The organism is Hyphomicrobium sp. NDB2Meth4 (genome assembly GCF_900117445.1).
Classification (GTDB): Bacteria; Pseudomonadota; Alphaproteobacteria; order Rhizobiales; family Hyphomicrobiaceae; genus Hyphomicrobium_A.
On sequence record NZ_FPEJ01000003.1, the window covers coordinates 272477 to 292596 of the forward strand.

A 20120-nucleotide genomic window follows, 5' to 3' on the forward strand; every position below is an offset into this window, starting at 1 on the left:
CGCAAACGGGTGATTAGGCATGTGGCAACCGATGCATAATGACGTCAAGGCTAACGTGGAGCATCTCGGCCACAGCCGATCCATTAAATACCTCAAGAGTCGCGGAAAAGCCCCCGGCACAATCCTCGGCGCGACCAACCATTAACAGCTTAAGTGAACCTTAAGGCGATGAGGGCCCAAACGAGAAGGGCGCAGCTTGCGCCACGCCCTTCCCAAATCAGATGCTTTTGGCTTGGAATTAGAAATCCATGCCGCCCATGCCACCCATGCCGCCGCCCGGCATCGGAGCATGCGAATGCTCCTTCTTGGGCAGTTCTGCGACCATGGCTTCCGTGGTGATCAGCAGACCGGCGACCGAAGCAGCGTCCTGAAGCGCGCAGCGCACGACCTTGGCCGGGTCGATGACACCCTGAGCAACGAGATCGCCGTACTCCAGCGTCTGAGCGTTGTAGCCATAGTTGTACTTGCTGTTGTCGAGGATCTTGCCGACGATCACCGAACCGTCCTCACCAGCGTTGGTGAAGATCTGGCGAGCAGGAGACTGCAGCGCCTTGCGCACGATGTTGATGCCGACCTTCTGGTCCTCGTTCTCGACCTTGAGACCTTCGAGCACCTTCGAGGCACGCAGCAGAGCAACGCCACCGCCGGGGACGATGCCCTCTTCGACAGCCGCGCGCGTTGCGTGCAGCGCGTCGTCGACGCGGTCCTTGCGCTCCTTAACTTCGACTTCGGTAGCGCCACCGACCTTGAGGACGGCAACACCGCCCGCGAGCTTGGCAAGACGCTCCTGCAGCTTCTCGCGGTCGTAGTCCGAGGAGGTCTCCTCGATCTGAGCGCGGATCTGCTTCACGCGCGCGTCGATGTCGGCCTTCGAGCCGGCGCCGTCGACGATCGTGGTGTTCTCCTTGTCGATCGTCACCTTCTTGGCGCGGCCGAGCATCTGCAGCGTCACGTTCTCGAGCTTGATGCCGACGTCCTCGGAGATGACGGTGCCGCCGGTGAGGACGGCGATGTCTTCCAGCATCGCCTTGCGACGATCACCAAAGCCCGGCGCCTTCACCGCGGCAACCTTGAGACCGCCACGCAGCTTGTTGACGACGAGCGTCGCCAGGGCCTCGCCCTCGACGTCTTCGGCGATGATCAGCAGAGGCTTGCCCGACTGAACGACAGCTTCGAGCACCGGCAGCATTGCCTGCAGACCCGACAGCTTCTTCTCGTGGATGAGGATGTAGGGGCTCTCGAGTTCGACGATCATCTTCTCAGCGTTGGTGATGAAGTACGGCGAGAGATAACCGCGGTCGAACTGCATGCCCTCGACGACGTCGAGTTCGGTCTCGAGGCTCTTGGATTCCTCGACCGTGATGACGCCTTCGTTGCCGACGCGCTTCATGGCCTCGGCGATCTTGCTGCCAACTTCCGTATCACCGTTGGCCGAAATGGTGCCGACCTGGGCGATCTCGTCGTTGGACTTGATCTTCTGCGACTTGCTCTTCAGCTCTTCGACGACCGCGGTGACGGCCAGATCGATGCCGCGCTTGAGGTCCATCGGGTTGGCGCCGGCAGCAACCGACTTGGCGCCTTCCTTCACGATCGCCTGGGCGAGAACGGTGGCAGTGGTGGTGCCGTCGCCGGCGAGGTCGTTGGTCTTGGAAGCGACCTCACGAACCATCTGGGCGCCCATGTTCTCGAACTTGTCCTCAAGCTCGATTTCCTTGGCCACCGACACGCCGTCCTTGGTGATGCGGGGGGCACCGAACGACTTCTCGATTACGACGTTACGACCCTTGGGGCCGAGCGTGACACGGACGGCGTTGGCGAGGATGTCGACGCCGCGCAGCATCTTCTCGCGCGCGTCCTGCGAAAACTTCACGTCTTTTGCGGACATGTGGGGAAAGCTCCTGAAAAGCTGAATGATGGGTGGTGGCTGAGCGGAATTAGGCGGCAGCCTTCACGCTCGCCTTGCCCTCGAGGACGCCGAAGATGTCGCTTTCTTTCATGATCACGAGATCTTCGCCGTCGATCTTGACCTCGGTGCCGCTCCACTTGCCGAACAGCACCCGATCGCCGGGCTTCACGTCGAGAGGAGTGACCTTACCGGTCTCGTCGCGAGCACCGGGTCCGACAGCGACCACCTCGCCTTGTATCGGCTTCTCTTTGGCAGTGTCGGGAATGATGATGCCGCCAGCCGTCTTGGTATCTTCCTCAACGCGGCGGACAACGACGCGGTCATGAAGAGGACGGAACTTCATGGGATCAACCTCATGATGTGCTTTGCGTTTTGAATCTGAAGCGCCTCATTCGCGAGGCGCGGGATCGGCGTGCCCATGGCTCATCGGCCCCGCGTCGCGTATATGATCTTGGCTGTTAGCACTGTCAAGAAGTGAGTGCCAGGACCGCCCCGAAGTCAGATCAGCCGGTAGCGGCCGCCGGCACTATCTGCACCGGCGGCTTAATGAAAGCTTATCGGGTGGCGAGGGTGCGGTGGGGCAGCTATTAGGCCGCCCGGCTATGGCGCCCCTCTTCTATCTCCTCGACGATTTTGGCGACGAACGCATCGATATCGCCCGGATTCCGCGAGGTGATAATCCCCTGGTCGGTGACGACAGGCCGGTCGACCCATCGACCACCAGCATTGATCACGTCCGTTCTGATCGAGTTGTATGAGGTCACCTCCCGGCCGTTCACCGCCCCCGCCTCGATCAACAGCCACGGCGCATGACAGATGGCAGCCACGACCTTTCCGGCCTTCAGGAAAGCTTCGATGATGCCCAGAGCTGTCTCGTTCGTACGCAGATGGTCCGGGTTCATCACTCCGCCGGGCAAAACCAGGGCATCGAAAGAGCCGACACCCACCCCATCGAGGGTCAGATCGACGTCGACCGCCCGGCCCCAATCTTTCTTGTCCCACCCTTTGATCGTGCCCGGCTCGGGAGCGGCAATCCGCACATCCGCCCCTTTGGCTTTCAGCTGCCGCAGGGGTTCCTCCAGCTCGGACTGTTCAAAGCCATGCGTCGCCATGATCAGGACGCGGCTCTTGCTGATACGTGCCATGGCGGTCTCTCCTCAATTCCTTGCAGGATTGAACCGTCCGAGCGAGCAACAGTTCCGCGAAAGGCGGTATTCAAAAAACTGAAGCTGAAATAACGAAGGGCCCGCAACGGCTTTAGCCTGCGAGCCCCTTTCGTTCTTATTGGGCGTACCGTATTATAACGGTTCTAAATGCTGTTCGCGTTAAATGGCGAAATCGGTCAGCTTGGCGCCCTTGTTGAGCTTTGCAACCAGCCAATTCGGCTTGCGGCCGCGACCCGTCCAGGTCTCCGACTTGTTGTCTGGATTGACGTATTTGGCAGCGCTGGTCTTACCCCGGCCGCGCCCACCGAACAGTTCCGATACTGAAAAGCCGCGCTTTTCAGCGAGCTGCGCCAATGCCTGTTTCACCTCGGAGCGCTCACGATCGCGCGCTGCGGAGATTGCTTTTTGCACTTTCGCTTCCAGCTCAAGAAGGTCCTTTAGCGAGAGCTTATCAACATTGGGTGTGGCCATCCGGTAGTCCTTCCTGAATACGCACGTCTCGATAGGCAATTTGCCGTTGCCACATCTAGCGCTGCTTCAATTACTTTTTGCCTTCAATTTGTCAAGCCGATCGAAATTAAATCGGCAAAGCGCAACAAAGGATAGCGGCAACTTCCTGCAACTAATGCGCGAACCCTTCAGCGTGTATTGGCGACCAGCCTTTGGCAGGCGATATGGCAGCCAACCCGCGCCCCGCAATTGGCGTTCAGGCTGCGTTCAGCTGCTCCTGGCTAACTTCCATTCAACCCTGAACTCCCATCTTCCCCGGAGTGATCCACGAGGGCGCAGCGTTCAGGGTCGCTGCGTCCTCACCCCTTCCCCACATTCCCGGACATCGGATTGGCCACGCGCGGAACTGGCGCGCAGGGCCTGCGTTGCCATTGCACATGTGAGCCGGTAGTTTGCCGCCGTGTTTTTCGGAGGCCCCACTATGACTTTCAAGCTTGAACCGCTGCCGTATGCCTATGACGCCCTGGCGCCGTACATGTCGGCTGAGACTCTCGAGTACCACCACGACAAGCATCACCAAGCCTACGTCGATATGGCCAATAAGCTGATCCCTGGCTCGAAATACGAAGGCAAGAGCCTCGAAGAGATCTGCAAGGAAGCCTACGCCGACAAAGCCCAGCCGGTGATCAACAACGTCGGCCAGGACTACAACCACAACCACTTCTGGAAGTGGATGAAGAAGGGCGGCGGCGGCAACAAGCTTCCCGGCACCGTTCAGAAGCTCGTCGAGGCCGCTGGCGGCTACGACAAGGTCCGCAACGACTTCATCGAGAACGGCAAGACGCAGTTCGGCTCCGGCTGGACCTGGCTGGCCGTCAAGGACGGCGGTCTTGTGCTGATGAAGACGCCGAACGGCGAGAACCCGCTGATGCACGGCGCTCAGCCGATCCTCGGCTGCGACGTGTGGGAGCACAGCTACTACATCGATTATCGCAACGCGCGCCCGAAGTACCTGGAAGCCTGGTTCGACAATCTGGTGAACTGGGACCACGTCGAAGAGCTGGCGCAAAAGGCCGTCTGAGCTAGCGGCTTTACGACCAAATAAGGAAGGCGCCGATTGCGGTCGGCGCCTTTTTCTATTCCGGCTTCGGTTCGGACTTCGGCTCCGGCGCTTTGCCCTGCGCTCTGAGATCGTTGAGGTAGGCGACAATCGCCTCCACCTGGTCCGGCTCGAACACGAATTCCGGCATATCCGGATGGCCGGAGATGAGCCCCTCAGCCAAGGCCTCGGCAAGATTGTCCGGCGGATAGCGCATCACTACGTCGCGAAACGGTGGCGCCTCTTTGTGCTTGCTCTCGCCCTCGACCCCGATCGCATGGCATCGCGCGCAATTGGCTTCGAGCAACGCCCGTCCCTGATCGATCGTCGACGTCTCTGCGATCGCCCAACCGGCCATCGACAGCATCGCGCCTGAAAGCAGCGCTGCGGCAACGCCAACGCGAAGGCTAGCCATACGCATCACCCTAACTCGCAAGGCATCACAGCTCAGAACCACGCCGGCTGCCACCAATGCAGTGCCGCGCGCACCAGTTCCGGCTGAACCAGCCATGCAATGAACACGAGCAGAATAACACCCGCGAGCAGCAACATGATCGGGCCAGTCAGCGGCGTGCGATAGCTCATGCCGGTGCCTGGAATACCCAGCGTGACCATGCGCCGGCCGTCAGCGCCCACGTTGATGGTCGCGCCCTTGCCACCAAGACTCGTGCTGACCCGAGACTTGCTCAGGTTGACTTTCACGCCTTTTGCGACGCCGATCTGCTTGCGGAAGCGAAAGCCGGGAAGAAAGCCCATCGTCGATCCTCGTTCCTTCAGTCCGAAAAACCCATCAACTGTCTGATCAGATGGGTCGAGTCGGGTTCCATTGCCAACCTAATCTCATGCAGCCAGCATGAGAAGGCTGTCCAAAAACAACTGGGGATTTGCAGCTTTCTGCCTCAGCCGTCCTTACGGCCGATGCCGAACCAGCCGCCCAGTTTCTCTTTCACGTCAGTTAGTTTCTCTGACATGTTGCCCATCGCGGAGTTCATTGCCTGGATGCGTTCATACGCGCCCTCCACGATCGTTTCCTCGCCGTACTTGCGCCGGTTATCCTCATCCGCCTCGATAAGCTTGGCGCGCTCTTCCGCCGTCAGCGGTCCGATCCGCGCCATCGGCGGCCGGATCAGCGCCCGCTGCACCATCGACGGCTCGCCTTTGTTGCGCAGCGTCGAGACGAGTGCCTCGCCCACTTTGAGCTGCTGGATCGCCTGCTCGGTGTTGAACTCCGGATTTTTGACGAAGGTCTCCGCCGCCGCCCGGATTGCCTTCTGCTCCTTCGGCGTGAACGCGCGCAGCGCGTGCTGCACGCGGTTGCCGAGCTGTGCCGACACCCGGTCAGGAACGTCCGATGGGCTCTGCGTCACGTAATAGACACCGACGCCCTTCGAACGGATGAGGCGCGTCACGCGCTCGATCTGATCGAGCATCGCCTTCGGTGCATCGTCGAACAGCAAATGCGCCTCGTCGAACAGGAACACCAGCTTCGGCTTGTCGAGATCGCCAACCTCGGGAAGCTTGTCGAACAGCTCGTCCAGCATCCACAGCAGCGCCGTTGCGTAGAGGCGTGGGTTGTCCATCAGCTTATCGGCAGCGAGCACGTTGACGACGCCGTAGCCGTCACGCACGCGCATGAAATCGTTGATGTCGAGCGACGTCTCGCCGAAGAACTTGTCCGCGCCCTGTTCTTCCAGAACCAGCAGGCGGCGCTGCAGCACGCCCACTGTCTGCGGAGCGATGTTGCCGTACTTGGAGCGCAGCTCCGGCGCGCGCCGGCCCATCTCTTCAATCACAGCGCGCAGATCGCGCAGCTTGCGGATGACCATTTTCGGATCGCGCGTCTCGCGGCGATCCTCTGCCCAGCGGAACGCGATGTTCAGCACGCCTTCCTGCGGCTCGGTAAGATCTAGCAGGCGCGACAGCAGCAGCGGTCCCATCGACTGCACGCTCGTGCGCACCGGATGGCCCTGCTCACCGAAGATGTCCCAGAACGCCACCGGAAAGGCTGCATTGAAATAGCCGGGTAGCCCGATCTCTTCGGCCCGCGCTACAAGGCCGGGTTTCTGCTCACCCCTGACGCCGATGCCGGAAAGATCGCCTTTGATGTCGGCAGCGAAAACCGGAACGCCGGCCGCCGAAAAGCTCTCTGCCAGCACCTGTAAGGTCACGGTTTTGCCCGTACCCGTCGCACCGGTCACCAGCCCATGCCGGTTCGCCAGCTTCAGATCGATGAACTCGATGCCCGCGTGGCTACCCCCGAGGAGAATCCGTCCGTTCTGAGCGAAGAAATGCGGGTCGGCAGCAGGATTCTCCGCCGCTGCGGACTTGGACTTTTCGGGCATTGTGGGCTCCAATCTGGGGCGGCCGGGGCAACGGCCTCGCACGCGACTCGACGCGACAACGCCCGTTTTTCTTGGCACGCAGCTAGGTCCATTGCAAATATCGGTTGCATGCGGGACACGGGAGGCGTGGACCGCCCGCGCGCCGTAGCGACGCGGAAGCCTTTGACGCCCGCTTTAGCTCGTGCAAACAGGCGGGCACTGAGCCTATAGAAGTGGATTGCTGGCCGCGGCCGCCCACCCCAACCGACAAGACGCTGAGGACATGACTGAGACCGCAACCGTCAAGCTCGCCTCCGGTTTTCCTCCCGCCGACTACGACAAGTGGCGCCAGCTCGTCGAAAAGGCGTTGAAGGGCGCCGATTTCGATAAGCGGCTCGTCGCCAAGACGGCCGACGGCCTGCGCATTGAACCGCTCTACACCAGAGCAGATACGCTCCCGCAAGCGGACGCGACGGTCCCAGGCGGAGCCCCGTTCACCCGCGGCACCCACGCCAAAGCCGATGGCCTCGGCTGGCAGATCCACCAGCGCGTCGTCGAGACCGATCCGGCGGCAGCCAATAAGGTGATCCTCGAAGAGCTGGACGGCGGCGCCAACGGAGTCGTCCTTCAGATCGCCGGCCCCGGTCGGATCGGCATCAAGATCGAAAGCTCGGACGATGCCGCCGCAAGCCTCGCCGGCATGTTCATCGACTACGCACCCTTCCAGCTCGCGGGCGGCATCAATGGCCTTGCCGCCGCGCGCCATTATCTGAAGGCGCTCGCCGCTCTGAAGCGTGAGGAAGGCGGCACAGCCGTCTCGCGTCTCAACGTCGATCCACTGGGAACGCTCGCGCGCTTCGGCGCCGCATGGGCACCGATCGATCAGGCGCTCGCCCAAACCGTGGCCTTCGCCGCAGAAGCGGGCGCAGCAGATCGCCCACTGACGAGCATCCTCGTAGATGCCAGCGTCCCGCACGAGGCTGGGGCCAGCGAAGCTCAGGAGCTCGCATTCCTCGCTGCAGCTCTCGTCGCTTACCTGCGCGCCTTCGAAGCCGCTGGCGTTGCCCCGAAAGATGCGCTGCCCAGCATTGCCTTCGCGCTCGCCGTCGACACCGACCTATTTCTCAGCGCCGCCAAGGTGCGCGCAGCGCGCACCATCATTGCCCGCATCGCCGAAGCCAGCGGTGCGACAGCTTCGGGACTGCACATCTCCGCCGTCACCTCCGAACGCGTAATGGCCAAGCGCGATCCGTGGACCAACATGCTGCGCACCACCACCGCATGTGCCGGTGCAGCGTTCGGTAGCGCCGACGCCATCAGCGTCCTCCCCTACACCTGGTCGTTGGGCATGCCCGACCGCTTCGCCCGTCGCATCGCCCGCAACACCCAGCTCGTGCTGCAGGAAGAGTCGCAGCTCGGCCGCGTCGTCGATCCGATTGGCGGCTCTTGGTATGTAGAGAAGCTCACCGCGGATCTCGCCAAGAAAGCCTGGGAGCTGTTCCAGGGCATCGAAGCCAAGGGCGGCCTCGTTGCCGCGCTATCTTCCGGCGCCTTGCAGGATGACATCGCCAGCACCGCCGAGGCGCGCATGAAGGCCATTTCCACCGGCCGCATCGAGCTGACTGGCGTATCCGTCTTCCCGTTCCTCGGCGATGATGGCGTCAAGATCACAGCTTATCCCGAACCTGCCGCGGCTCCCGCGCAGCAGGTGCGCCCGCTGACGCCTCACCGCCTGGGCGAAGCCTTCGAGAAGCTACGTGATGCGGGCGACGCGTTCCTCGCCAAGACCGGCAAACGCAAGCAGGTCTTCATGGCCAACCTCGGCGAAATCGCCGAGCACAACCGCCGTTCTCAATGGATGTGGAACTTCCTTGCGGCAGGCGGCATCGAGGGCCTTACCAGCGATGGCTACAAGACCCCCGCCGAGGCAGCAGAAGCCTTCAAGGCTTCCGGCGCCAAGATCGCGTGCATCTGCTCATCCGATGAGGTCTATGCGCGCGATGCAGCAGCCACCGCCCAAGCTCTCAAAGCTGCAGGCGCCCAGCGCGTTCTTCTCGCCGGACGTCCAGGCGAGGCCGAAGCAGCGTTGCGCGCGGCTGGAGTCGATGGCTTCATTTATGCGGGACAGGACGCAGTGAAGACGCTTGAGGATCTGCACAAGGCGCTTGCCCAGAGCTAGTCTCGCGCCCTGCGCTTATCCAGACGCACCGGAGGATAGCCCGTGGCCAGCCTGCGCTTTCTCGCCAGCCTCTTTGCACTCATCGCCATCGTCGCGCTCGTCGCCGACCTGACGCCGATGCTGATCGGTACAGGCACGTTCCAGGCCCACAGCGTGATCAACTACTGGAGCGAGCTGGCGCCGGCCTCGCTGATCGCCACGCGTGACAGCATCAACGCCATGACCTTCCCATGGGTATGGAATCCGATGCTGCTCAGCGTCCTCAGCGCGCCGATGTCGTTGTTGTTCGGCTCGCTGGCGATCGTATGCGGATACTTCGGCCGCCGCCGCGTGCAGATGAAGCTGCACATCAACTAGCTGCGCTAGACCGAGTTGAGCCTTGCGCTACTTCTTCTTTGGCGCAGGAGCCGTCGTTGCGCCGCCCTGCATAACGAGCGCCTTCACGCTGGTCAGCGCCGGCGGTAGCCCGCTGCTCGGCGGGAAGATGATGTCGAGCGCGATGCCGCCGATCACCATCACCACCAGCAGCGAGATGAGCCGCATGACCCAGCCGCGGTGGCTCTTGTTCAGCAATTCGATCTCAGAGTCGTCGACGCTGTCATCGCCCGGCGTCAGAAAACCCTGCTTCAGGCCGAAGTACTTTTTCTGCACCGAGCGCCGCACATTGCCTTTGTGCTCGACGGCAAGACCGGCGCGCGCCGCGATCTTCTGCGCGATCTCGGGATAGGGAAAGCACGGATCTGAGTTCGCTTCGCTCACATAGCCGAGCTTCACCGGCGTATCGTCCTTGAGGATCAGCCGCGCGCCCTGCAACAACACGGGTGCAACCGAGCCGCCATAAACCTCGCGCCGCGTCTCCACCGCTTTGATCTGGTCATAGGGAATGTCGTAGCTGCGGTAGCGCATCATCGGTGTGGGCCCGCGCCCCGATGGCAGCGTCATCTTCACCGACGTCTCGCCAAGCTCGATCCGCGCCCTGAGCGAGTGCATCAGCTCGATCACCAGCAGGAACATGATGAATGCAAAGGCGATCGCCAGCACCACGAGGCCCGGAGTGCCGTTCCAATGGCCTTGCGATACCCGCCAGAACAGCATCGGCGGCAAACTGATGAAGAAAGGGAGCAGCAAGAGGAACGCGAACGAGAATGCGAACTTGCGTCCGCCACCCGCGGCGTAGACATCTCGCTCGCGCGGGGCCGGAGCCGGAGCGGCGGCACCCATGACTGCGGCATCTGCCATCGTTCACTCCCCCTAAATTGTTACTCGGCAACTGTGCGCAGATTACATCACAATAACATGACCCTATTGGGTCTGCCGCAAGGGTGGCCACAACATTATATCAGGGCCAGACTGGAATACGCTCAGTCACCATCCAATTCGGGGTGAGCCATGCTTTTCCGTAAGAACAAGACCGCCATGCCGACGTCCGAGACCGCACTCAAGGGCCGGCCGACGCCGATCCCGACTGCCGAAGAGCACGAGCTGTTTTCGCGCCCGCTCAAGGGACCTTACCCAGCGGGGCTCGAGATGGCGATGTTCGGGCTGGGTTGCTTCTGGGGCGCAGAGCGCAAGTTCTGGAACCTCGGGCCCGGCATCTGGATCACCGCTGTCGGCTATGCCGGTGGTTTGACGCCCAATCCGACCTATCAGGAAGTGTGCACGGGCCAAACCGGGCACAACGAGGTCGTGCTCGTCGTCTACGATCCAAAGGAGATCAGCTACCGCGACCTGCTGAAGACCTTCTGGGAAAGCCACGATCCGACCCAGGGCATGCGCCAGGGCAATGACGTCGGCACGCAATACCGCTCCGGCATCTACTATTACACCGATGAGCAGCGCGCCGCCGCCGAAGCATCAAAGGCCGAATACCAGAAGGCTCTCACCGCAAGCGGGCTCGGCCGCATAACCACCGAGATCCTGCCTGCGCCCGAGTTCTTCTTCGCCGAGGACTACCACCAGCAGTACCTTTCGAAGGTACCGCATGGCTACTGCGGCCTCGGTGGCACCGGTGTCTCGTGCCCGATGCCGACCGGCGTCGCAGCCGAGTAAGAGGCTATTTCTTGGTCGCGGCCGTCGGGGTCGCGGCCATTGCCTCGTCTGCAGGGGGAGATGCAGCCGGACTGTTCAGCACGACTTTGCACTCTGCCGGCAGTTGCTCCATCGTGATCTGGCGCCGCGCGCTCGGCGGAACATACGGCGCTTCCGGTCCCTTGGGCTTGGGCTTCGGCTTCAGAGACGCTTCGATGTCCTTGAGCCAGCTTTTCAGCTCCCCCCCACATCCATCATCCGCCTTCACTCCAGGTTGCGTTTCGCATCCCCCATTCGGGCAGCCGATACGGATGTGGAAGTGATAGTAGTGGCCCCAGATCGGCCGCACCTTGTAGAGCCACGCGCGATCCTTACCCGCGGCCTGGCACAGCGCTTTCTTGATCGCCGGATGCACGAACACGCGCTCCACCGCCGAATAGGATGCAGCACGCTTGATCAGCGCCACGTGCGCAGGCGTGAACACTTTCGGATCAACGGATAATTTCGTCTTGTCCAGCATCGACGTCGCCGCGATATCCTCGCGCTCGCGCCGGCTCAACACGCGATCCGGCATCGGCGTCAGCCAGATGTCGGCATCGAGACCGACCTGATGGCTGGCATGCCCAGACAGCATCGGGCCGCCGCGCGGCTGCGAGATATCGCCCACGAGCAGTCCCGACCAACCATCCTTTTTGGACTCCGAGCCCAGCCGCTTCAGAAGCGCAATCAGCTTCGGATGTCCCCATGCCCGATTGCGCGACGGCCGCATCGTCTGCCAATAGGGCCCCGCGTCCGCGAGATGCACACCGCCGGCAAGGCAACCCTTCGCATACCAGCCGATAGACCGAGCTTGGAGATCGGCGGCGTTCTGCGCCTTGCCGAACAAGTCGCGCGCCAGGATTTTCGGCTTGGTGTCCTTCTTCGCAGTCTTCTTGGTGTCCTTCTTGGAGGGCGCGGCCTTCTGCGCGGGCAGAGGTGCGGCCGCTGCGCGCTTGGCTTCGACGGGCGCGGGCGCCTTCACGGCGGTTTCCGCGGCGACCGCATGAGAAGTCGCCAACATCAATCCTATAAGAATGACCTTGTGGGTGCGTCGCATGGCTCCCCCAATCACCGAGTCAGAATAGCGAATTCACGCCATACTAACGGGCTAGGGCCAAAAAGCGACCCCGACCCTTATTGATCGATTAACCTTGCAGCCAGCGACCAGCACAAAACCCGTGACCGAATTCCTCACAACCGGCCCCGACAACGCGCTCTGCCACACACTCTTGGCGCATGGAGCTGGTGCGCCGATGACAAGCCCATTCATGGAGAAGATGGCCGGGCTTTTGACGGCGCGTGGCCTGCAGGTATCGCGATTCGAGTTCGAATATATGGCCGCCCGCCGGAGCGGCGGGAAACGGCGCCCACCGCCCCGCGCCGAGAAGCTGACCGGCGAATATCTTAGCGCAGTCAACGAACTTGCGTCGCTCAGCCCGCGCAAGCAAAAGCTCGTCATAGGCGGCAAGTCCATGGGAGGGCGCGTCGCCAGCCTCGTCGCCGATGAGCTGTTCAGCACCGGCTCCATCGCCGGTCTCGTCTGCCTCGGCTATCCGTTTCACCCGCCGGGAAAGCCGGAAAATCTGCGCACTGCCCATCTTGAGAAGCTGAAGTGCCCCGCTCTCATCGTCCAAGGCGAGCGTGACCCATTCGGCTCGCGCACCGAGGTCGAAGGCTTCAATCTGTCACCGAAAATCTCTGTGACTTGGGCCAGCGACGGGGACCATGATCTCGGCCCCCGTGGCGGCAGCGGCTATACGCGCGCAGGCAATCTGGCGCTCGCTGCCGATACCATCGACGGCTTCGTCAACGGTATCGGCTGAAGCGCACTCAGCTCAGTCGTTGTCTTTTTTCTTTTTGCGCTCGACGACCTTGTCGCCAAGCTTTCCCTTGATGCTGCTGATGCCGTCTTTGAAGATGCCATCAATCGTCTTACGCGCATCGGCATCTTCCTTGCCGTCGGCGGCATCGTACGTAGCAGCCCATACGATGTTCACCTCATCGAGGTCGTCATCATCGGGGGTCACGGTGAACTGCGCCTCATAGTTCTTCACCGGCAGCGGGCTTTCGACGATCTCGTACTTGTAGCTCGCGTTGCCGCGCTCCAGCAGCTTCTCCTTGATCTTGCCGCCGTCCTGAAGCGTGAGGGTGCGGTACTCAGTGTCGCCCTCTTTCGTTTCTTCGCAGGACTTGACCGCCGGATGCCACTCCGCAATCGCACACCAGCCGCCGAACTGGTCCCAAAGCGCCTTCTTTTCTTCCTCGACCTTGGCCTCATCCACGCGAATTTCCAGCTTCTTGCCGGAGGTTAGGCTGGCGGCATTGGCCCCTGTCGCAAACGGAAAGACGACGGCGGAAAGCACAAGGGCGGTGATCGGCAACTTCATCGTTTTCTCCCATATCGGGGCAACAGCCCACGTTTGTTTGTGCGCCGCTCCGGAGAGGGCGAATTGGTACATTGTAACCTTCAGATGCAAAGAGTTCGAGGGATTTTTGCCTAATCAGGCAGCCGGAGCCGCGCTGCCATTAACTCGCTCCAGCTGCTCGGCGAACTCGGCGAGCGAACATGGCATGCCAATGTAGAAGCCCTGCGCTGCATCGCAGCCTTCTCCACGCACGGCCGCAAGTTGATCGTCGGTCTCCACGCCCTCGGCGGTGACGTTAAGACCCAGACTGTGACCCAGCATCACGATGGCGCGCACGATCTTCAGCGAGCCTTCGCTGGTGTTGATGTCGCGCACGAAGGATTGATCGATCTTGATGCGGTCGACTTTAAAGCGCTGCAGATAGCTGAGCGAGGAGAACCCCGTACCGAAATCGTCGAGAGCAATAGAAACTCCAAGCTCGGCAAGTTCATCGAGGATGGAAACGCTGACCGCGCAATCGCGAAGCAGAACGGACTCGGTGATCTCCAATTCCAGACGAGACGGGTCAAGGCCGGAGACTTCCAGGGCCGAAGCCACGACTTTTCCAAGATCGCTGTTATCGAACTGCAGCGGCGAGAGATTGACCGCGACACCAACTGATCCCGGCCACTTGGCAGCCAGCGCGCACACTTTTCGTATGACCCATTCACCGATTTCTTGAATGAGCCCGCACTGTTCCGCCAGCGGAATGAACTCCGAAGGCAACACCATGCCGCGTTCAGGGTGATTCCACCGCAACAGCGCCTCTGCCTGCTCGATCGTCCCCGTCTTCAAGCAGAAGATCGGCTGAAAATAGAGCTCCAGCTCACCACGCGACAACGCATCCTGCAAATCCCGCTCGGTTCGCCGCCGCCGCTGCATTCGCTCGTTCAGGTGCTTCTCGTAGAAGACATAAGTGCCGCGGCCCAATTCCTTCACGCGCCGCATGGCCAGCGCCGCATTATGGATGAGCACGTCGGCGCTCTTGGAATCTTCAGGCCCGATCGCGATCCCAATACTCGCCTCCAGGTGCAGCGGTTGCCCCGCGACGATGAAAGGCTCTTCGACGAGAGCGCCGATACGTCTCGCCCGCCCGGCAACGTCCTCGTCCTTTAGATCGCCGGCTTGAACCACGGCGAATTCATCGCCGCCGATGCGCGCCAGAGCCTCACGGTCCCTGACAAGGGTCGCCAATCGACTGCCGATCGACTGCAGAATCTCATCACCGGCCGCGTAGCCGAGCATTTCGTTGATAGCTTGAAAGCGATCCAAGCCCACGTAGTGCACCGCAACCTTCTGGCCGGTTTCCGCCACCAGAGCCAAGAGCTCGCTAACGCGTTGCTGAAAGCGCGTCCGGTTGGCAAGCCGTGTCAGCGGATCAGAAAAAGCGTACTCGTAGGCTCGGCTTCGGGTCTCCTCGTGCTCCATGGCGATCATGCACAAGTGCAAGCACGTACGCACGATCTGCCGCTCGAGCAGGTTAGGTCCTCGCGAGCGCGGATAGTAGAATGCGAACGCGCCCAGCACGCGGCCGTCGGAAGATTTGATCGGGCTGGACCAGCACGCGCGCAGACCAAGCGGCAGCGCGAGTTGCTTATAGTCCTCCCACAAAGGATCGGTCGCAATATCGACGACCTCCACGGGCTCACCGCGATAGGCTGCCGTCCCGCAAGATCCCGCCTTCGCACCGATCGGCAACCCGTCGATCGCCGCGGAATAGTGCTCCGGAAGACTGGGGCTGGCGATATGGCGAAGCCTGAGCTGCGGATCAACCTCCAATACCGAGCACGTGACTGATGGCGCTAACTGTTCGACCTTGCGACACAGCGTGTCCATGATGGCTTTCAACGGCAGTCCGTAAGCCATCGCCTCCAGCACCTCTTGCTGGATCAGGTGCAGCCGCCAAGCAGCGGATCGGCGATACTCGATCTTGGCGAACCACCGCTCGTCATAAAGGAAGCGGCCAATCTCCAACTCGACGACTTCGTTGCATCCCTGGCACGAGCAGCGTTCTCGTACCTGCATGACAATCGCCAAGCCGTCCGCCTGCACCTTTTGCCAGACGTCGTTCCACCGCTCGGCGTCTAGCTCGATCCAAAGATCCCAGACGTGCCTATGAGCGAGCTGATTGGCGGTTAAAGTGCATGCCTCGCCAAACGCGGGAGACCAACCGCGCAGCCGGCCCGCTTCATCGAAGAGAGCAATCGGCGTATGGGGCGCGTGTTCTAGCCTCAGAAAATCGTCACGCGCTTTCATCGGCAAAAGGCCATGCGTGTTGCAATCCGCGAATCCGCGCGCACTCGATTACAAACTCATCTACCCATATAAAAAATAGGTTACTGAATGATTCTCATTTTTCGCTACGAAACTTCTTGAGCCTCACGTCGACCGATGCCGCACGCGCGCCGTGCGCTGCAGTGCAGCGCGTGTCAGCTCATCAAGTCGCAGCCCGTCCCCCAGAAGATCGAGGAACGACTTTTCGTCCGCCTGCAACGCCAGGTCACTCGCAGCGACTTCAGCGGCCAGAGCATAAGCGGTTTCGCGTAACTCCCCGATCAGCGCTTCACCAATGAGCCGGACAACTTTGTTCACACCGTCGGGGCGTGAAAGCAGCTTTCCGCACGCCTGCGCTTCGCGCCCAAACCAGGCGTCATCCAGCCCGCGAAAAGCAGGAAGCTCCCGCACCATCGAATGCATCCGCTCGATCTCGATTTGCGCGATCGTCCTGTCAGCCGCCGCTGCGGCAACCATTGCGTAGATTAGGGCCTCTTGGGGCGACAGCGTCGCCGAGGGTGAGGGTTGATCGGCCAGCACTGGTCTTGAGCCTCCGCTTATGGCATTGGCGCCGCGTCATGGCGCCCGTTCCGACGCAATGACGTTGACGTATGCGCCGGCCCGAACATAGGGTTCCCGCCACTTCGTTTCCACGCCTGCAACCTCCTCCAGACATAGAAAACAATACGCAATGTCGTCTCCCTTGCCCGCCCCAACCTCTGCTCTCGCCGACGCGAAGGCCTGGCCCTTCGAGGAAGCGCGTCGTCTTATCAAGCGGCTGGAGAAGATAAAGGACGGCGAGGAAAAGGCCGTTATATTCGAAACGGGCTACGGCCCGTCCGGCCTGCCGCACATCGGCACGTTCGGCGAGGTCGCCCGCACCAGCATGGTCCGCCACGCATTCGAGCTGCTGACCGAGGGCAAGCGGCCAACGCGCCTCATCTGCTTCTCCGACGATATGGACGGGCTGCGCAAGGTCCCCTCGAACGTCCCGAACCAGGAGCTGCTGCACGCATCTCTCGAAAAGCCGCTGACCAATGTGCCCGACCCGTTCGGGAAGTTCGAAAGCTTCGCGCATCACAACAACGCCATGCTGCGCGACTTCCTCGACCGTTTCGGCTTCTCCTACGAGTTCATGTCGGCGACCGAGGCCTACAAGTCCGGCCGCTTCGACGAGACACTCTTGAAGATGCTCCACGCCTACGACAAGGTCATGGAGATCATCCTGCCGACGCTTGGCCCCGAGCGCCGCGCCACCTATTCGCCTTTCCTTCCCATCTCGCCGCGCACCGGCAAGGTGTTGCAGGTACCGATGGTCGAACGCCATCCGCGCAAGGGCACCATCGTCTACATCGATCCAGACACTGGCGAGAAGGTGGAAACCGCCGTCACCGGCGGCGCGGTCAAGTGTCAGTGGAAGGCGGACTGGGCCCTGCGCTGGACCGCGCTCGGCGTCGACTACGAGATGGCCGGTAAGGACCTCATCGACTCTGTGCTGCTCTCTTCACGCATCTGTAAGGCGCTCGGCGGCACCCCGCCCGAAGGCTTCAACTACGAGCTGTTCCTCGACGACCGGGGCGAGAAGATCTCCAAGTCGAAGGGCAACGGCCTGACGATCGACGAGTGGCTGAAGTATGCGAGCCCTGAAAGCCTTGCGCTCTTCATGTTCCAGAAGCCGAAGACGGCCAAGCGCCTTTACTTCGACGTCATTCCGCGCGCCGTCGATGAATACCTGCAGCTCCTTTCGGCATACGGCCGCCAGGACGACAAGGGCAAGCTGGACAACGCCGTCTGGCATATTCACGACGGCAACCCGCCGCCTGCGAATGTACCGATCACCTTCGCGCTCCTGCTCAACCTGGTCGCCGCCTCCAACGCCGACGACAAGGAAGTGCTCTGGGGTTTCATCCGCCGCCACGTCAAAGGCGTCAGCCCCGAGACGCATCCGCTGTTGGACGAGATGGCCGGCTATGCCGTGCGCTACTACGCCGACTTCGTGAAGCCGCGTAAAAAGTACCGCCCCGCCGACGACGTCGAGACCGCCGCCCTGCGCAAGCTGTCGGACACGCTCGCTGCCGCCAGTCCAAATGCGACCGCCGAGGAGCTGCAAGGCCTGGTTTACGACGTCGGCCGCTCCGTGCCGCGCTATCAGGATCTCAACGCCAAAGGCGCAACGCCAGAGCGTCCTGGCGTCTCCAACGCCTGGTTCAACGCCATCTACGAAGTACTGCTCGGGGAGGAGAAGGGGCCGCGCTTTGGCAGCTTTATCGAGCTCTACGGCATCAACGAAACACGTGCGTTGATCGATAGGGCACTCGCCGGCGAGCTGACGAAAGCGACGTGATCGCAACCAACGGGGCGAGCCTGAACTCGCCTCGTCCGTCACCGCCGGTCCATTCTAAGCCACGTCGCTGCGCGTGCCGACGCCCTGCATCCCGGCAACCTCGACGCCCCACGTATCGCGAATGAGGCCGAACAGCTTGGCCTCGCGCGCGCGGATCTCGTCCGCGCGCCACACGCTCGCCTCGACGGCGTCGCGCGTAATCGCCAGCACCGGCGGATCGTCCACGCCGCCGCGATAGATTTCGCGCTTGCGATGAAACTCTTGGTTACGGGCGCGGTCGTTCTGCTTCTGCGTAACCGCAACGAGATTGCCGAGGCTCTCGGTGCACATCTCGCGCTCTTCCGCATCGGCAAACCAGCGCCGCCATTCGCTCGTCGCTCCGGGACGCTGCGGCAGCACATGCTCGACGCTGTAGTCTTTCGGATCGAGCACGGTCATGCTGCGCGTTAGCTCGTCGTTGAGGCGCAGCAGCAGTTGCTTGCACACTTGAGCGTCGCGCCGATACATCGAGCGCAGGTGATAGCCGATGTTGCGGATCTCATCGCGCGACAGCGCGAACGGGCCCTCTCCCGGCCTCACCGGCGCACGCGACCTGATGATCTGCACGACCTCCGACATCCGCCGCACGCGCTTGCCCGACCCGACGCACAGAACGCGCAACAGATGCGCGAGCCGGTCGATCTCCTTCAGCAGCAGCTTTGCCCGTCCCCGATCCTCGCTATACTGCTGCATCACTAGCATGGCAGCCGGCGCCCAATCGCCTTCCGGCAACCGTCCGAGATAGACGAGGTAGCGTCGCACCTCAGGATCGATATTGAGACTGACGTCCCCTGCACGCAGCACCGTGTCGTAAGCTTGAGACAGTGGCGCGACGATGTTGTTCAAGAACGCTTCGGGGCCCCCCGCCTCGCTGATGGTGCGCCGCACGCCAGCGATGATCTTCGTGTCGCCGCGGCCATAGACAGCGAATACATGGCTGAAGAACGTCTCGAAGCGCGCGCCCAGCAACCGCGCTGCGTTGTCCCATTTCTCGATTGCGCCGGCCCGTCGCTGCTCAGGTATTCCCTTCAGCACTTCTGCCTTCAGGATATCGTTGCGCTGCAGCGAGCGACCGCGCTCGTTCAGCACGGTGAAAAGACGGTGCGCCCTGTCGATGTCCCGCGTCAGCACGACGACGAAATGACATTGATCGCACAGGTAGTCGGTCAGCCGCCGTCTGTCGCTCTCATCGAGCGCCGACAGCTCGCTCACGAAATGATCGCGCACCATGAGCAGGCGATCCTCTGCCTCGCTCAGTGGTTCGGGGTCGACATTCCCCAGGCACGCCCCGCGCGCCTGAATATGGTTCTCGAGGAACGCTTGCTCGCCTGCGCTCACCTCTATGCGGAAGCGTGCCCCGAATTGTCTCAGGGCTCCTGCATCGGCAGCGACGAGTTCGTCGAGACGATTGCGCGCACCCCAGCGCCAACGCTCGGTCCCAAGGTCCCGCAGAACAGCCGCAAGCACCGCCAGGGTCACTAGACGCTGCTGCCCGTCGATGATCTCGAACATCCGCGGTTCGCGGTCGCGCGCCGCCGGCAGGTCACCGCCACTTCCATCAAGCAGCAGTATGGTGCCAAGGAAATAGTCGGGCTCTGCCGCGTCCGTAACGCCGCCAATACCAGCCGCCGCAAGCAGATCCTGCAGCAACTGTCCAGCCTCAACCGTGGTCCACGAGTACGGCCTCTGGTAACAGGGCACGGAGAAGTGGAATGGAGACGAGAAGAGATGCGTTAGTGTCAGAGACGCTGTAGGGAGACCGGGGAACATATAACTTCTTTTGGTTTCGGCCTTAGCAAACGCCAAGTCCACTCGTCGAGCGCCAGAACTATGAAGCTACCATGACTGCACGCGCCATGACAGATACGAT

Annotated in this window: 19 protein-coding genes; 6 read left to right on the top strand and 13 right to left on the bottom strand. The window is 61.7% G+C overall.

Going from position 1 to position 20120, the window contains the following annotated elements; all coding sequences use genetic code 11:
- Nucleotides 1-238 precede the first annotated feature (238 nt).
- The 4 genes from groL to NDB2M4_RS07480 all read right to left on the bottom strand — a co-directional run bounded on the left by groL (nucleotide 239) and on the right by NDB2M4_RS07480 (nucleotide 3543).
- Nucleotides 239-1885 carry a chaperonin GroEL gene (gene groL / locus NDB2M4_RS07465; RefSeq protein ID WP_072372580.1) on the bottom strand — a complete coding sequence of 549 codons (1647 nt, stop codon included), beginning with the start codon at nucleotides 1883-1885 and terminating at the stop codon, nucleotides 239-241.
- A gap of 49 nt (nucleotides 1886-1934) precedes the next feature.
- On the bottom strand, nucleotides 1935-2249 hold the full coding sequence (locus tag NDB2M4_RS07470; RefSeq protein WP_072372583.1) for a co-chaperone GroES: 315 nt from the start codon (nucleotides 2247-2249) through the stop codon (nucleotides 1935-1937).
- Nucleotides 2250-2493: 244 nt separating this feature from the next.
- Nucleotides 2494-3051, bottom strand: a complete 558-nt coding sequence (locus tag NDB2M4_RS07475) for a type 1 glutamine amidotransferase domain-containing protein (RefSeq protein ID WP_072372585.1) — start codon at nucleotides 3049-3051, stop codon at nucleotides 2494-2496.
- 180 nt (nucleotides 3052-3231) lie between these two features.
- Nucleotides 3232-3543 (bottom strand): H-NS histone family protein, encoded by a 312-nt coding sequence (locus NDB2M4_RS07480; RefSeq protein ID WP_072372588.1) that lies wholly within the window; start codon nucleotides 3541-3543, stop codon nucleotides 3232-3234.
- A 460-nt stretch (nucleotides 3544-4003) separates the two neighbouring features.
- Here NDB2M4_RS07480 and NDB2M4_RS07485 point away from each other — a divergent pair, with 460 nt between their 5' ends.
- Nucleotides 4004-4603, top strand: a complete 600-nt coding sequence (locus NDB2M4_RS07485; RefSeq protein WP_072372591.1) for a superoxide dismutase — start codon at nucleotides 4004-4006, stop codon at nucleotides 4601-4603.
- Between the two features lie 55 nt (nucleotides 4604-4658).
- Here the strand turns inward: NDB2M4_RS07485 and NDB2M4_RS07490 are convergent, their stop codons facing one another.
- The 3 genes from NDB2M4_RS07490 to NDB2M4_RS07500 all read right to left on the bottom strand — a co-directional run bounded on the left by NDB2M4_RS07490 (nucleotide 4659) and on the right by NDB2M4_RS07500 (nucleotide 6963).
- Nucleotides 4659-5036, bottom strand: coding sequence for a c-type cytochrome (locus NDB2M4_RS07490; RefSeq protein WP_348533035.1), 378 nt, complete (start codon nucleotides 5034-5036; stop codon nucleotides 4659-4661).
- 32 nt (nucleotides 5037-5068) lie between these two features.
- A complete protein-coding gene (locus NDB2M4_RS07495; RefSeq protein ID WP_072372597.1) occupies nucleotides 5069-5377 on the bottom strand; it encodes a DUF4236 domain-containing protein in 309 nt (102 codons plus the stop codon).
- Between the two features lie 143 nt (nucleotides 5378-5520).
- Nucleotides 5521-6963 carry a helicase HerA-like domain-containing protein gene (locus NDB2M4_RS07500; protein WP_072372600.1) on the bottom strand — a complete coding sequence of 481 codons (1443 nt, stop codon included), beginning with the start codon at nucleotides 6961-6963 and terminating at the stop codon, nucleotides 5521-5523.
- 262 nt (nucleotides 6964-7225) lie between these two features.
- Here NDB2M4_RS07500 and NDB2M4_RS07505 point away from each other — a divergent pair, with 262 nt between their 5' ends.
- Together NDB2M4_RS07505 and NDB2M4_RS07510 are read left to right on the top strand one after the other, a co-directional pair.
- Nucleotides 7226-9121 (top strand): methylmalonyl-CoA mutase family protein, encoded by a 1896-nt coding sequence (locus NDB2M4_RS07505; protein WP_072372603.1) that lies wholly within the window; start codon nucleotides 7226-7228, stop codon nucleotides 9119-9121.
- A 42-nt stretch (nucleotides 9122-9163) separates the two neighbouring features.
- Nucleotides 9164-9478 carry a hypothetical protein gene (locus NDB2M4_RS07510; protein WP_072372606.1) on the top strand — a complete coding sequence of 105 codons (315 nt, stop codon included), beginning with the start codon at nucleotides 9164-9166 and terminating at the stop codon, nucleotides 9476-9478.
- Nucleotides 9479-9505: 27 nt separating this feature from the next.
- Here the strand turns inward: NDB2M4_RS07510 and NDB2M4_RS07515 are convergent, their stop codons facing one another.
- The gene (locus NDB2M4_RS07515) at nucleotides 9506-10360 is read right to left on the bottom strand and encodes a hypothetical protein (protein ID WP_072372609.1); all 855 of its coding nucleotides are present in this window, start codon (nucleotides 10358-10360) and stop codon (nucleotides 9506-9508) included.
- A gap of 150 nt (nucleotides 10361-10510) precedes the next feature.
- On the opposite strand from NDB2M4_RS07515, the gene msrA reads away from it, so the two are divergent.
- A complete protein-coding gene (gene msrA / locus NDB2M4_RS07520) occupies nucleotides 10511-11170 on the top strand; it encodes a peptide-methionine (S)-S-oxide reductase MsrA (RefSeq protein WP_072372612.1) in 660 nt (219 codons plus the stop codon).
- Between the two features lie 4 nt (nucleotides 11171-11174).
- On the opposite strand, the gene mepA is transcribed toward msrA, so the two are convergent.
- On the bottom strand, nucleotides 11175-12245 hold the full coding sequence (gene mepA / locus NDB2M4_RS07525; RefSeq protein WP_072372615.1) for a penicillin-insensitive murein endopeptidase: 1071 nt from the start codon (nucleotides 12243-12245) through the stop codon (nucleotides 11175-11177).
- Nucleotides 12246-12366: 121 nt separating this feature from the next.
- On the opposite strand from mepA, the gene NDB2M4_RS07530 reads away from it, so the two are divergent.
- Nucleotides 12367-13011: an alpha/beta family hydrolase gene (locus NDB2M4_RS07530; protein ID WP_072372618.1), complete on the top strand. Its 645-nt coding sequence runs from the start codon at nucleotides 12367-12369 to the stop codon at nucleotides 13009-13011.
- 12 nt (nucleotides 13012-13023) lie between these two features.
- Here NDB2M4_RS07530 and NDB2M4_RS07535 read toward each other — a convergent pair whose 3' ends face one another.
- The 3 genes from NDB2M4_RS07535 to NDB2M4_RS07545 form a co-directional block, all read right to left on the bottom strand.
- Nucleotides 13024-13575 carry an SRPBCC family protein gene (locus tag NDB2M4_RS07535; protein ID WP_072373371.1) on the bottom strand — a complete coding sequence of 184 codons (552 nt, stop codon included), beginning with the start codon at nucleotides 13573-13575 and terminating at the stop codon, nucleotides 13024-13026.
- A 114-nt stretch (nucleotides 13576-13689) separates the two neighbouring features.
- Nucleotides 13690-15618, bottom strand: coding sequence for a putative bifunctional diguanylate cyclase/phosphodiesterase (locus NDB2M4_RS07540; RefSeq protein ID WP_171988051.1), 1929 nt, complete (start codon nucleotides 15616-15618; stop codon nucleotides 13690-13692).
- A gap of 354 nt (nucleotides 15619-15972) precedes the next feature.
- A complete protein-coding gene (locus NDB2M4_RS07545; protein ID WP_171988052.1) occupies nucleotides 15973-16407 on the bottom strand; it encodes a tellurite resistance TerB family protein in 435 nt (144 codons plus the stop codon).
- A 151-nt stretch (nucleotides 16408-16558) separates the two neighbouring features.
- Between NDB2M4_RS07545 and NDB2M4_RS07550 the strand changes: the two genes are divergently transcribed.
- On the top strand, nucleotides 16559-18211 hold the full coding sequence (locus tag NDB2M4_RS07550; protein ID WP_072372621.1) for a lysine--tRNA ligase: 1653 nt from the start codon (nucleotides 16559-16561) through the stop codon (nucleotides 18209-18211).
- 54 nt (nucleotides 18212-18265) lie between these two features.
- Here the strand turns inward: NDB2M4_RS07550 and NDB2M4_RS07555 are convergent, their stop codons facing one another.
- Entirely contained in the window at nucleotides 18266-20020 is a 1755-nt protein-coding gene (locus NDB2M4_RS07555; protein ID WP_072372624.1) for a DUF262 domain-containing protein, read from the bottom strand.
- Nucleotides 20021-20120 lie beyond the last annotated feature (100 nt).